Below are 13,570 nucleotides of genomic sequence, written 5' to 3'. Positions count from 1 at the left end.
CACTTAACTATAATTGCCACATAACTGGACATCAAAACAAATGCTGGCTTGCAACATTTTAGTATAAATGGTAGCTAATAAACCCCTAGATTTCCTTGCGCTTTTAAATGAAACAAATTTTAAAAAGGTATTAAACTTTTGCTTTATTCTTTAGTCTAAAAGACAACGACTAAACACGACAAGATTTGAAAGTTTTACTAAGTGCCCTACTGTTAGTGGTTTCGACCTCATTATTCGCGCAAAAATTCACCTTAGAAGGGATTATAAAGGACAATCAAAATTTAACTTTAGAAGCAGCTACCGTTTTTATTCAGAGTACTCAAGATAGTTTAATTCTAGCTTATGGTATAACCAATAATGATGGTAAATTTTCAATTCGAGTTAATGCGGAAGAAGCACCCAAAGTATTACTTAATGTTGCTTATTTAGGGTATGAGCCTTATTCGCAGTTTGTTGAAGTTCCAGAATCGAAGGATTTAGATGTGGGTATTTTAACTTTAAAAGACGCTGTAGAATCACTCAATACGGTGTCTATTATTGCCAGATCTCCTCCTGTGGTTATAAAAAAGGATACCATAGAATATAACGCAGATAGTTTTAAAACACTCCCTAATGATCGTGCAGAAGACCTGTTAAAAAAATTACCAGGCGTAGAGATTGATATAGACGGACTCATTACCGTAAATGGTGTGGAAGTTGAAGCCATTAACGTGGATGGCATGCGGTTTTTTGGTGAGAAAAATGGCGATATAGCCCTCAAAAACTTGCCGAGTAATGTGATTAGTAAAGTGCAGGTTACCGATTATAAAAGTGATATGCAAAAATTTACAGGAGAAGAATCGGACTCTGGAACCAAAGAGATTAATTTTAAAATTAAAAAAGGAAAAAATAGAGCGTTTTTTGGTGATTTTAATGCAGGTTATGGTACCGATGATAAGTATCAAGTTAACGCCAATTTATTTCAGCTTGTAGACGGGAAACAAATTGGTGTGATTTCTGGCTCCAATAATATTAATATGAAACGTGGATTTAACGCCTTACCAGATGCCAGATCTAGTAATGGTTATATAGAATCAGATTTTATTGGTGCCAACTATACCAAGGGTAAATGGGATGAAACTCGGGTTAATGGTAATTATCAATTCGATGCAAACAATACCGATAATGCTCAAAAACGCGTGAGAGAAAACTTTCTTCCAAATTTGAATTACATTTCAGAAACGGAAAGTGCAAGCACTAATGATGTAGACACCCATACAGCGGGTTTAGACATCAATTATATTATTAAACCAAAAAATAAATTAACTAAAAGGAAAGTACAACTTTCTAATGATTTGAAATTTAATAGCTCGGCTTCCGATAATTTCTCAAATTCGAGTACGGTTTCAAAATCTATGGATGATGACCTTATTAGTGAAGTGAATGCTAATAATGAGTCCACATCAACACAGAACAGAATAGAGAATGAATTTGGAGTGATAACAAGAACAGGTAAAGGCTCAGATTTTTTTAATATCAATGTGAACACGAGTTATAACTCTAACAATTCAGAATCTTCAAACTACTCAGAGAATATCCTTTATGATAAAAATGAGACTCGGGTTCAAGATCAAATACGAAGCTCGGATAAGGATGATATGAATGTCAATTTAAACGCGTATTGGTTTAAGGAGTTGTTTCCAAACTTTAAAGCCATACCAAGTTATACAGCTAGGATTAGTTACAATCAAAATGAAATGCTTATTTATGATCTAGACTCCATAACTAACGACTATACTGATTTTAATAAATTACAAAGTGCAGATAGTAAGTATGCTACAACTACCGTAGTGCCCGCCTTGCGTCTTAGATATGAGTATAAAGATTTTCGTTTTGAAATAGAGGGAGCCTATACAAATACCTTTAGTAATTATACTGATCAACTCATTGATGCTCGAAATTTTGATACAGAATTTGAGTATTTTAACTATTCTGGTAGAATTCGTTATCGTGATAAAAATGGTTATAAAAATATATCGTTGAGGTATAACCAGAGTGTGAATTTACCTTCTGCTACCCAGTTGCAGCCTGTGGTAGATGAAAGTAATCAAACTCATATCAAAATAGGAAATCCACTATTAGAACCTCAGGTAAATCATAATTTAAGTTTTCAATATCAAAATAATTTAGCCTTCAATAATATTAATATTACTGGTAGAGCAGGGGCTCAGTTCTATGAAAATAAAATTATTAATGCCACACTAACAGATACAGATTTAATTAAATACACCACCTATAAAAATATTAATGGATCTTATGCGGTTCATGGTGATGCTGCAATTTCTAAATCCTTTTATAGTAAAAAAACGAACTTTAATATCAATATGAGATTATCAGGACGTTACTCTAATAATTTGTCAATCCAGAACGATGTACAGTTTACAGCAAAGAATTCACAGTTAAAACCAACGCTTGCCTTGAGGTATTCATATGATAGTAAAGTCGATTTAAGCGCATCATACAGTTATTCAATGAATAAAAATATTTATGATACCGACACGTTTGCCGATAATGCTTTTTTCCTTCAAAACTTAAATTTTGAGGCCTCTATCTTTTTCTTGAAGAATTTTTTCTTTTCGAATAAAATATCTTACCAATACAATAGTAGGGTGGGTGATGAATTCGATGGTGATGCCGTACTATGGAATGCTGGGCTAGGTGTTCAATTATGGAATGAAAAGGCAACCTTGACCTTAATAGGGTATGATATGTTAGATATGAATAATGGCTTTAGAAGATCAGTTTCTGAAACCTATATTCAAGATGTTGAAAATTTAATCTTAGAGCAGTATTTTATGGCTACTTTCGTCTATAAATTTGGAAGAATAGCAGGTAAAAACATGAATGTGCCTTCCGGCCATAGAGAGCGAGGCGGACGTTCTGGAGGCTCAGGAGGCCGAGGTCGTGGAAGAAATTAATTTGGTGTGATTATTCATGTGGGTTAAAAATGCACGGAATAAATCTTAATTAGTATTATTTCTTTTTGTGAAGATATTAAGATAACGAAACAGAAAAAAGATGTATATTTGCACGCAATTAAACTGTAATTGCATCATGATTTCACATCAAAACAAAATTCTAGGAGAAGGTCTAACTTATGACGACGTACTTTTAGTACCGGCTTATTCAGAAGTGTTACCCAACACGGTTAATATCGCTTCAAAATTCTCAAAAAATATTCCTTTAAATACACCAATCATATCTGCTGCAATGGATACGGTAACGGAATCTGCAATGGCAATAGCTATGGCTCGTGAAGGTGGAATCGGTGTTTTACATAAGAACATGTCCATTGAAGAACAGGCCTTAGAAGTTAAGAAGGTAAAGCGTTCTGAAGCAGGAATGATTTTAGAACCTGTAACTATAAAAGCTACCGACACGGTTCTAGACGCGAATAATTTGATGTCTGAACATAAAATTGGTGGTATTCCAGTGATAAATTCTGATAATGAGTTAGTTGGGATAGTTACAAATCGTGATTTGAGATTCGAAAGAAATGAAAAACGACTAATTTCTGAAGTAATGACTTCTGAAGGTTTAATTACAGTAAAGGAAGGCACGTCTCTAAAACAAGCTGAAGATATTTTGCAAGATAATAAAGTAGAAAAACTACCTGTTGTTAATGCGAAAAACAAATTAGTTGGTTTAATTACTTTTAGAGATATTATTAAAGTTAGAGAAAACCCAAGTGCAAATAAAGATGAGTACGGTAGATTAAGAGTTGCAGCTGCTATAGGAGTAACACCAGACTGTATCGATCGCGTAAAAGCATTAGTTGCTGCAGGCGTTGATGCCGTAGTATTAGATTCTGCGCACGGACATTCAATTAATATATTAACGAAATTAAAGGAAGTTAAAGCTGAATTTCCAAATTTAGATGTGGTTGCAGGTAATATTGTTACCGAAAAAGCAGCTTTAGATTTGGTAGCCGCTGGAGCAGATGCCGTAAAAGTAGGTATTGGTCCTGGGTCTATTTGTACAACACGTGTGGTTGCAGGTGTTGGATACCCACAATTGTCGGCGGTCATGAATGTCGCTGAAGCCTTAAAAGGAACAGGCGTGCCAGTAATAGCAGATGGAGGTATTCGTTTTACAGGAGATATTCCTAAAGCTATTGCAGCTGGAGCCGATTCTATTATGTTAGGTTCCCTGCTAGCAGGAACTAAAGAAGCTCCAGGTGAGGTTATTCTTTTTAACGGACGTCGTTTTAAATCTTACCGTGGAATGGGCTCTGTAGAGGCTATGAAAAACGGTTCAAAAGACCGTTACTTCCAAGGAAAAGAAGATGATAGTTTAAAGTTAGTTCCAGAAGGTATTGAAGGTCGCGTACCGTATAAAGGTGAATTATATGCGACGATGCACCAATTTATTGGTGGATTAAGAGCAGGTATGGGGTATTGTGGTTCTGCAAGTATTGAAGATCAAAAAAACAACTCAGCTTTTGTAAAAATAACAGCTTCAGGTATTGCTGAAAGTCATCCTCATGATGTAACTATTACCAAAGAGGCTCCTAATTATTCTAGATAAGAGTAAATTATAATTTAAATAAAAAAAAGAGGCTTTTGGCCTCTTTTTTTTATCTGTATTTACAACAAAATAACCCCAGATTATTATTGTACAGTAATAGGGAAAGTTACTTCTATATCTGTGCTTCCTCCAGCATCAGTAGGTGTGTCGTTATTCGGCTTATTAGGTTCGTGCTTTAAGATGATAGTTAGCGATCCTGTACCAGCATCACCAGTTTTTAAAGTAGTTTCAATACCAATAGGGTTGCCATCATCGTCTACATCAGTTTTTAAAATAGTGATGTCATTAGGCGTAGAAATATAGAAAAACTCGTGTTCGTCTCCTTCGTGTTCGACTTCTTCTGTAACATCTTCCGCAGGGCTTTCTGTTTCATTTAATAATGTTATTCTTCCAGAATAGAAAGTATTGGCTGTAAATGGTCCAGAAACAATATAAGTGCCGTCATTACCACCTTCACCATCTAAATCTTGAAATGTTAAAGTTACCACATCATTGCCATTGGTTAAAGCATAGATTACGGTAGTGACAAGTTCTTCTTCGTGATCATGATCGTGGTGATCGTCGTCATCGCTAGAGCAACCTACAAAAGCTAGGTTTGCCACAAAAAATAGGGCTAATAATTTTACTGTTTTCATAGTAATTGATTTTGAATATTTCATAATATTTTTTTTAATAATTTATTTTAACTTTTAAATTTACATTCCTTCCTAATTCATCGGCAAAATATCGAAGACTATTTAAGTAATCTCTGTACGAAGTATTGAAAATATTATCGATATTAAATTCTAGTTTTAAAGTCCCTGTCTTAAATACCTTAAAATTGGCAGCGCTATTAAAGCTAAATAAAGAATAGGAAGAAGGCGGGGTGCTAATATCAACATAATCGTTAGTGTTGGTAATAGCGTTGTATGTGTAAAAATTATAATCTGGGTAATTTTTTTGTTGTAATACAGTTTTATTAATTAAACTAACCGATAGTTGGTTTAAGTCTTTGTTATAGTAAGTAATACTGTTGTTAAAATTTGCTGCAGGCATGTTAATTAACGGTATGTCGTTAGTTTCATTGTGGCCTCGTAACCAGCTAAAGTTTCCATTATAACTAATTTTATCACTAATTCTCACATTTAAATCCAAGTCTACACCATAAATGGTTGCATCAACTTGATCGTATTCCCAAACAGGAAAAGCCCCTCTAATAGTTGTTGTAATACCAGTAGGGATAAGTTGAATATAGTCGTTAATGTAATTGAAATAAGGACTAATGGTGAATCCAATATGTTGATTGTTTCTTTGTAATGAAGCGATTACCTTATTAGAAACTTCTTTTCCAATGGTTAATTTCCCAATTTCAATTCTTGCTGCACTATGGTGTAGGCCATCACTAAATAATTCGGACGGATTTGGCATTCTAGAGGCTAAACCATAATTCAAAAAGAATTCAAAATCATTGCTAAAATGTCTCATGTAGCCCAAATTAGCCGAGAAATTTGGAAACGAAAACTCTGGATACGTTAAGGTTTTAGAATTACTGGTTATGCCCGATTCAAATTCTGGAAACAATTCATCATAGTTATAGGTGTCTTCCCAATCGGTGGTGTTATACCATTTTCGCGCTTTAATTTTGGAAAAGTCAAACCTAAAACCGGCACTTATTTCACTAAATAAATTCAGCTTGTAAGTCCCCGTGGCATAAACCCCCGCATCATATTTTTCAAAATCCGGAATTAAAGGGCTCACACCAGTTCCTGAAATGGCATCGTTTTGTTGAAACCGTAGCAAAAAACCAGTATTAATTTCCGTATTCTCGAAGGCATCTATTTGTAAATTAGGTTGAAAAGACGTTGTAAATAAACGAAGATCTATTACTGGCGTATCGGCCTGGTCTCCTCGCCTTAGGTCATATTCTTTTCTTCTATTGATTTGAAAATCGTACTGCATCGATAATTTCCCTAAGCGCTTAAAGCGCTTGTAAGCATCCAACTTTCCTAAATGGTGTGAAATGCGTTGCTTTGGATATTCAATATGGTATGAGAAATCTTCCGTAATTCGAGGTTCTTTGCTGTTTATGGCGGTAACCAAATCGTTAACGTTACCAATATGGGAGGCTGCTAAAATGCCTAATTCATTATCAACAAAACTATAATAGGCGTCAAATCCTTTTTCAAAACTCGAATACCCCACATTTGCCGAAACATTAGCGTTTTTTAAGCCGCTATTGGTTAGGTAATAATCGGGTGCTTTAAAATCACCAAATCGCTTATAACTCCCTTGTGTTTTGGCATAATATCCCGATTTATAGGTTTTAATAAGTTCAGAATTTAGGTTGCCACCAAGTCCATTACTATTCATTGAAAGTGAAGTGCTACCAAAAAGACTGTCTTTAGGGGCATATTTTTTAGGTTTTACTAGAATTAAGCCTCCTATGGCATCACTTCCATACCTTAAGGTATTCGCTCCTTTTATAACTTCTAATTGATTACTGGTATTAATATCAATATTTGGAGCATGTTCATCTCCCCATTCCTGGTCGAACAAGCGTACGTTGTTATTGATAATTATTAACCGGCTGCTGTGCAACCCATGAATCATCGGTTTTACGATAGTGTTTCCAGTATTTAAGGAAGATACACCGCTTAGCGTATTAAGCGCATCTCCTAGTGATTTATCGGTGAAAGTTTCTATCTGTTTTTTATGAACCGTTTGCTGGATAGACGTTTTTTCCTCCTTAGAAGTACCAGTAATTAAAACTTCATGTAGTTCTTCTAAATGGTGCTCCATATGTATGTCTACATAACGTTTGTTAGGTACGTCTACTTCAAGGCGTTCGGGATCACAGCCCACATGTGAAACAACCAATACTATAGTTCCTTCACATACATCTGAAAAGGAAAACTTTCCATTAATATCTGCAGAGGTATAAGTGTTTGCAGTTTCATTATGAATCGTGGCTCCAGACAAAGGATTACCATCATGAAAATCTGTTACAGTACCATCTAGGGAATGCGTACAGTTTTGGGTGTAGGCTAGGCTATAAAAGCAAAGCACTACAATCCATAAGTATTGTTTCATTGAATTTTTGTTTTAGTTTAAAATAAGTATTTTAAGCTAAAACAGGAGGGCCTCTTAACGAATAAGAAAGCGGTTTGTGGTGTTTAAGTGTTTTATAAGTCGTAATAGATACTTTTGATGGCCGCTTAACTGCAGTCCAATACGCGCTAGTATCGCTTATAAAAATGTGTGTATGTAAAGAAAACTTTTGAAACTCACAGTCTAAATCAACTTGATGAATGTGTGTGGTGTCGCCATCTTTACAAACCTCATGGTTGTGGTGTTCAAATAGATGTACGAATTTTGTCGCAGCAGGAAACAGCAAGCTCAGTACTAAGCAAAGTGTAAACACTTTAAATATAATATGTTGCTGTTTAGAAATCATTAATCTACAAAACGTTTTAAACCAATTCTGCGTAACATTTTCTTTTCAAAATTCCAGAAAAATTTATGTTGACCAAATAGCCATCCAAAAAAGACCAGCATGAATTGATACATAACAAATAATAAAAGAATGCGTATTACCCAATATCCAAAAGTCCCGAAGTTTTCGGTTGTAATACTTAGATAGCGTAATATAGGCTTCCCAATGTATGATGCTGTTGAACCCGTAACAGAGAACACAATCAAAATGACTATGATTTCCCAGTTATGTTCAATATCCCAACGTGCTTTTAATTTTTCCACAAATTTCATTTGGCTGCAAAAGTAATTAAATCTTAATTAAATCCTAGGAACAAAAGGTCCTAATCTTTGTTTATAGGTGCGTTGAAAATAAAGAAAATAATTATAAAGCAGGTAGTTTACTTCGTAACCATAGTCAGTAACATGATCGTAATTGATTTGTAATTCATACAAATTTGGCGAATAACGATGAGGTTGTAAAACCCGTTGGTTCCATTCTATGACATATAAATGGTTTCTGTTTTCCATAAAACTTTGAGAATAATACCCTCGAGGTCGCGCTTGACTGGCTACCCAAAAATTAAATCCAGGTTCTATTATAATGATTTCATATGCTTCTTCTTCGTTAACTATAGTGACTGTATCATTTCGTTTCAAGGCTTCCAGATTTTCATCTTTTATTGGCACTGTAGTTTTATTTACGGCTTTACAACCGTATATAAAACAAGCAATAAGTGATAAATAAAGCAAGTACTTCATGAGATGATTCATTTTTTTAAAATTGAAACAGTTAAACCATTATTTTTTAAAATGGCATTTTAAGATACAAAAATCAATACATATTTTAATTAAGTGCAAATAAAAAAAGAGCCTGCGTAAAGGTTTCAATTTAACACAAGCTCTTTAATAATTTTTTGATTTCAGATTATTTTCCACCAAACAAACTGCCTAGCATACCTCCAAGACCACTTTTGCTTTTGTCGCCACCTAGCATCATGCCAGCAACATCATCAATAACGCTACCATCTCCATCGGCGTCTAAAATGCTTTCTAGAAAGTTTTGCTCTTGACCACTAGAATTCCCGCCCATTAGTCCGCCAAGAAGACTGCCTAAGTCGCTTGAATTACTCACATTGTTTTGTCGGCTCTTTTTGCCTATCAAACCCATTAAAAGCGGTGCCGCAACCTTAAGAATTTGACTAATAGAATTCGTGTCCATTCCCGATTTCGCACTTAGAGTATTTTCAACATGCTGTTGTTTTGAACCTAATACATGACCCAAAATATTGCCACCATCTTTCAAGACATCAGAATTAACACCACCTTCAAATAGGCTACCTAAGTTATCCAATATACTTCCGTCGTGTTTGGTATTTAATGCCTTCATTAAACCGTCTGCACCTTGAGGTGAATTCGCGTTACGTTTCATGGCTGCTGTTAAAAGCGGTAAGGCCATGGTTAAAACATCTTGTGTTTTGCTATGTGGTTGATTGGTTTGTCCAGCAACGCCGTTAACAATTGATTTTCCGAGGTCGCTGTTTAATATATCTAATATTCCAGACATGATTTTTATGTTTAATTAATTAATATTTTTTTAAGGGATGTTTAAGGTACAAAAAAAGTCCTAACATATTTATGCTAGGACTTTTTAATATATCAATAGAATTCTTTTATGGGTAACGGATGTTTAGATAGCGTTCAACACGTGTAGCAAAACAACCTTAACTCAAGTTTTAGTTGAAGATTAATTTTCAATTAAAATATTATCCAAGAATACTAATAATTTGTTCTGCTAATTCAGTACCAATTCTATCTTGCGCCTCGTTAGTTGCAGCACCAGTGTGTGGTGTTAAAGATAAAGCTGGGTTCATTAATAACTGAATTTCTGGTTTAGGTTCTTTTTCAAAAACATCTAAAGCAGCTCTAGAAACTTTACCACTTTCTAGGGCTTTTACAAGTGCTACTTCATTAACCACACCACCACGTGCTGCGTTAGCGATAATGACACCATCTTTCATGATGTTGAATTCTGCTTCATCAATAACGTAGCTATCTTGTGCAGGAACGTGTAATGAGATGAAATCGGCTTGTTTTAAAACCTCTTCTTTAGAAATTGTTTCAATTTCAAAGCTTACTTTTTGTCCGTCAAAGAAATCCAATTCTAAGTTTGCTTTTTCTAAGAACGGATCGAAAGCAACAACTTTCATTCCAGCTCCTAAGGCCACTTTAGCGGTAGCTTGACCAATACGACCAAAACCTAAAACACCTAAAGTTTTACCTTTTAATTCTGTACCTTTAGCATAAGCTTTCTTTAAACCTTTAAAGTTTTGATCACCTTCTAATGGCATATCTCTGTTTGAGTTATGTAAGAAACGTGCTAATCCAAAAAAGTGACCGAATACTAACTCAGCAACAGAGTGCGAAGAAGCTGCTGGCGTGTTAATAACACTAAGTCCTTTTTCTCTAGCATAGGCTACATCGATATTATCCATACCAACACCACCACGTCCAATGATTTTTAATCCAGGACAAGCATCGATTAAGTCTTGACGTACAGTAGTTGCACTTCTAACTAATAAAACAGCGATGTCTTTTTCATTAATATAATTGATTAATTGCTCTTGTGCTACGGTAGTAGTGATTACTTCGTATCCTCCTTTTTCTAAGGCGTCGATACCACTTTGTGAAATACCGTCGTTTGCTAATACTTTCATTGTTTTGTTATTTTTTATTTCCGCGAAAGCGAAAATATTAATAGTAATTATTTAGTTGAATCCTTTAGTTTCCACTTTCGTGGAAATGAGAGAACTGTTTTATGCTTTAGCCTCTAATTCGTTCATGACTTCTACTAATGCTTTTACGCTGTCTAGAGGTAATGCATTATACATAGATGCTCTATATCCACCAACACTTCTGTGTCCGTTTACACCACTAATTCCAGCTTCTTTAAGCATGGCATCAAAAGTATCTTTTAAACTTTCGTTTGTTAAGTTAAATGTCGCATTCATTGTAGAACGGTCTTCTTTAGCTGCAAATCCTTTAAATAATGGATTTAAATCAATCTCAGAATACATTAGGGTTGCTTTCTTTTCGTTTTCTTCTTGAATTCCAGCAATACCACCTAATCCTTTTAACCACTCTAAAGTTAACATAGATGTGTACACAGGAAATACAGGAGGTGTGTTGTACATACTACCTGCTTTAATGTGTAATTGGTAATCTAAGATTGATGGAATATCGCGAGATACTTTTCCTAAAATTTCGTCTTTTACAACAACAAGCGTTGTTCCTGCTGGTCCCATATTTTTTTGAGCACCTGCATATATTAAAGCGAATTTTGAATAATCTAAAGTACTTGAGAAAATATCACTACTCATATCACATACTAATGGCACATCGGTTTGTGGAATATCTTTAAACTGCGTTCCAAAAATAGTGTTGTTTGATGTATAGTGTAAATAGTCTAAATCTGAAGGAATTTCGAATCCTTTAGGAATGTAATTGAAGTTAGCATCGGCAGAAGAAGCTACATCGATAATTTCTCCTACTTTCTTAGCTTCTTTAATTGATTTTCCACTCCAAGCACCTGTATTAATATAACCTGCTTTTTTCTCTAAAAGATTTAATGCGGTCATTAAAAACTGCATACTAGCACCACCTTGTAAAAATAAAGCTGTATAACCTTTTCCTTCTAATCCTAAAAGCTCTAAAGCTAAGGCTCTAGCGTTGTCCATAATCTCAACAAAATCTTTACTTCTATGAGATATTTCAATTAAGGATAATCCACTGTTGTTATAATCTACAATTGCCCCTGAAGCTTTTAATAAAACTTCTTGTGGTAAAATACTAGGTCCTGCACTAAAGTTATGTTTTTTCATTTTTCTTGGTAAAAATTAAGATGTAAAGGTCTTAATTAATTACTGATTTTTAATTAAAAATTCTTTAAAAGTTTTATCAAATCGCTAATAAAAATTCAACAGAATCCACATCGTCTGCATATTCCCAAAGTTGTGGTTTTTGAGTGGCTCCAAAAGCAATTTCACTTTTTGTAAATCCGTTAGACACAATGCATTGAATTTGCTGTTTATTTGCTTTTAGTTTTTCTTCTAATTGCGTTTTGTTTTCATAATACTCATAGAAAACAGTAGCAATAGGTGAAGCTAAACTTTCGTCTTCTTTAATCATGAAAAAGCCATTTTCAAGCATGTCAAATTCACTCATTAAATAGACCGCTTTATTATAATCGTAATTGTTCGCGTATTTGGCTTTATTGATAATAGGATGCCAGTGGTACATACCTTCAAAGAAAGCATCGAAATTGTAATTTTTTGGGAGGTAGAGTTTCGAGACGTTTCGGCAACCCAATCCGTAATATCTAAATATGTCTTCAGACAGGTTTTTTAAATCGGCTTCAGTTTCGTTTCCAGTTAAAACGGCTACTGAATTTCTATTATTTCTAATAATTGATGGTTTATCTTTAAAATAATATTCAAAATAACGTGCCGTATTATTGCTTCCTGTGGCGATAACAGCATCAAAATTTTCTACTTTTCCTTCAGTAAAGTTAATTTTACCTTTAAACTGAGGTTCCACATATTCCAGATATTTACTTAGATAGGGTAGAAGATGTTTGTCGTTTGAAGACTGCTTTACCAAAACATCATGCCCTGTAATTAGAACCGATAAAAAGTCGTGAAACCCTACAAGAGGTATGTTTCCGGCCATTATTATGGCTACTGTTTTGGGGTTGGTATTGCCAATTTTATAAGGTTTTAACCAGGCGTTTAAATTTTCCTGAGTTAAAGCTTCAGACCACGAGTTTAAAGCAAAACGTATGTTTTCCTGAGTAAACCAGCCATTATGTTCTTCTGCTAATTTTAACTGATGTTTAAAGCCATCGAAGAAAATATCGTTATGTTCAACAATATCATTCTTTTGAACAACTTCGTTAGAAAATTGCCTTAAAAAATCTCCTAATTTTATAAAAGCATTAATTCTTTCTTGTAATTGCATTCTGAATTTGGTTATGAAAGGTTTAGGCGTTATTTTTGCTATTGCAAATTTAGAAAGAAAAAAACGCTATGGCAATTATAATAACAGACGAATGTATAAATTGTGGTGCATGTGAACCGGAATGCCCGAATACGGCAATTTATGAAGGTGCAGATGATTGGCGCTACAAAGATGGTACAAGTTTGGACGGAACAGTAGTACTAACGAACGGCTCTGAAGTGGATGCTGATGAAGCTCAAGAACCTATTAGTGACGAACTTTATTACATCGTACCAGATAAATGTACCGAGTGTAAAGGTTTTCATGATGAACCTCAATGTGCGGCAGTATGTCCAGTGGATTGTTGTGTTCCTGATGATGAACATGTAGAAACTGAAGATGAATTATTAGCAAAACAACGCTTTATGCATCCTGATGGATAGATAAAGTTTTTGAATTATATTTTAAAAGACCACCCTTAAAGGTGGTCTTTTTTGTTTGTAGGCCTTTATTTAACAAAAAAATTACATTTACTTTAATTATTCAAACCAATATTAAC

General features: G+C 34.4%; 12 protein-coding genes. 3 read left to right on the top strand and 9 right to left on the bottom strand.

Annotated features, from left to right (window positions below):
* Positions 1-185: 185 nt before the first annotated feature.
* Together KO493_RS15410 and guaB are read left to right on the top strand one after the other, a co-directional pair.
* Positions 186-2,957 carry an outer membrane beta-barrel protein gene (locus tag KO493_RS15410; RefSeq protein ID WP_216068877.1) on the top strand — a complete coding sequence of 924 codons (2,772 nt, stop codon included), beginning with the start codon at positions 186-188 and terminating at the stop codon, positions 2,955-2,957.
* Between the two features lie 136 nt (positions 2,958-3,093).
* Complete coding sequence (guaB, locus tag KO493_RS15405; protein WP_216068876.1) at positions 3,094-4,566, top strand: IMP dehydrogenase; 1,473 nt, start codon at positions 3,094-3,096, stop codon at positions 4,564-4,566.
* Between the two features lie 83 nt (positions 4,567-4,649).
* Here the strand turns inward: guaB and KO493_RS15400 are convergent, their stop codons facing one another.
* The 9 genes from KO493_RS15400 to KO493_RS15360 all read right to left on the bottom strand — a co-directional run bounded on the left by KO493_RS15400 (position 4,650) and on the right by KO493_RS15360 (position 13,032).
* A complete protein-coding gene (locus KO493_RS15400; RefSeq protein WP_216068875.1) occupies positions 4,650-5,201 on the bottom strand; it encodes a type 1 periplasmic binding fold superfamily protein in 552 nt (183 codons plus the stop codon).
* Positions 5,202-5,235: 34 nt separating this feature from the next.
* Positions 5,236-7,635, bottom strand: a complete 2,400-nt coding sequence (locus KO493_RS15395) for a TonB-dependent receptor (RefSeq protein ID WP_216068874.1) — start codon at positions 7,633-7,635, stop codon at positions 5,236-5,238.
* A 31-nt stretch (positions 7,636-7,666) separates the two neighbouring features.
* Entirely contained in the window at positions 7,667-7,999 is a 333-nt protein-coding gene (locus KO493_RS15390; protein WP_216068873.1) for a hypothetical protein, read from the bottom strand.
* Complete coding sequence (locus KO493_RS15385; RefSeq protein ID WP_252723250.1) at positions 7,999-8,310, bottom strand: DUF6787 family protein; 312 nt, start codon at positions 8,308-8,310, stop codon at positions 7,999-8,001. Before KO493_RS15385 ends, KO493_RS15390 begins: the two co-directional genes overlap by 1 nt.
* Before the next feature lie 27 nt (positions 8,311-8,337).
* Positions 8,338-8,790 (bottom strand): DUF6146 family protein, encoded by a 453-nt coding sequence (locus tag KO493_RS15380; protein WP_252723249.1) that lies wholly within the window; start codon positions 8,788-8,790, stop codon positions 8,338-8,340.
* A gap of 154 nt (positions 8,791-8,944) precedes the next feature.
* A complete protein-coding gene (locus tag KO493_RS15375) occupies positions 8,945-9,583 on the bottom strand; it encodes a DUF937 domain-containing protein (RefSeq protein ID WP_216068872.1) in 639 nt (212 codons plus the stop codon).
* A gap of 199 nt (positions 9,584-9,782) precedes the next feature.
* The gene (locus KO493_RS15370) at positions 9,783-10,733 is read right to left on the bottom strand and encodes a D-2-hydroxyacid dehydrogenase (protein WP_216068871.1); all 951 of its coding nucleotides are present in this window, start codon (positions 10,731-10,733) and stop codon (positions 9,783-9,785) included.
* Positions 10,734-10,832: 99 nt separating this feature from the next.
* The gene (gene serC, locus KO493_RS15365) at positions 10,833-11,897 is read right to left on the bottom strand and encodes a 3-phosphoserine/phosphohydroxythreonine transaminase (protein WP_216068870.1); all 1,065 of its coding nucleotides are present in this window, start codon (positions 11,895-11,897) and stop codon (positions 10,833-10,835) included.
* 76 nt (positions 11,898-11,973) lie between these two features.
* Positions 11,974-13,032: an acyl-CoA reductase gene (locus KO493_RS15360; RefSeq protein WP_216068869.1), complete on the bottom strand. Its 1,059-nt coding sequence runs from the start codon at positions 13,030-13,032 to the stop codon at positions 11,974-11,976.
* A 68-nt stretch (positions 13,033-13,100) separates the two neighbouring features.
* Here KO493_RS15360 and KO493_RS15355 point away from each other — a divergent pair, with 68 nt between their 5' ends.
* Positions 13,101-13,454, top strand: coding sequence for a 4Fe-4S dicluster domain-containing protein (locus KO493_RS15355; protein ID WP_216068868.1), 354 nt, complete (start codon positions 13,101-13,103; stop codon positions 13,452-13,454).
* The last annotated feature ends 116 nt before the right edge of the window (positions 13,455-13,570 follow it).

Source organism: Pseudotamlana agarivorans (assembly GCF_018860245.1).
In the GTDB taxonomy this organism is placed as follows: Bacteria; Bacteroidota; Bacteroidia; order Flavobacteriales; family Flavobacteriaceae; genus Pseudotamlana; species Pseudotamlana agarivorans_A.
Note: the sequence above shows the minus strand (reverse complement) of the source record. Positions and strands in the feature narration are given on the sequence as shown.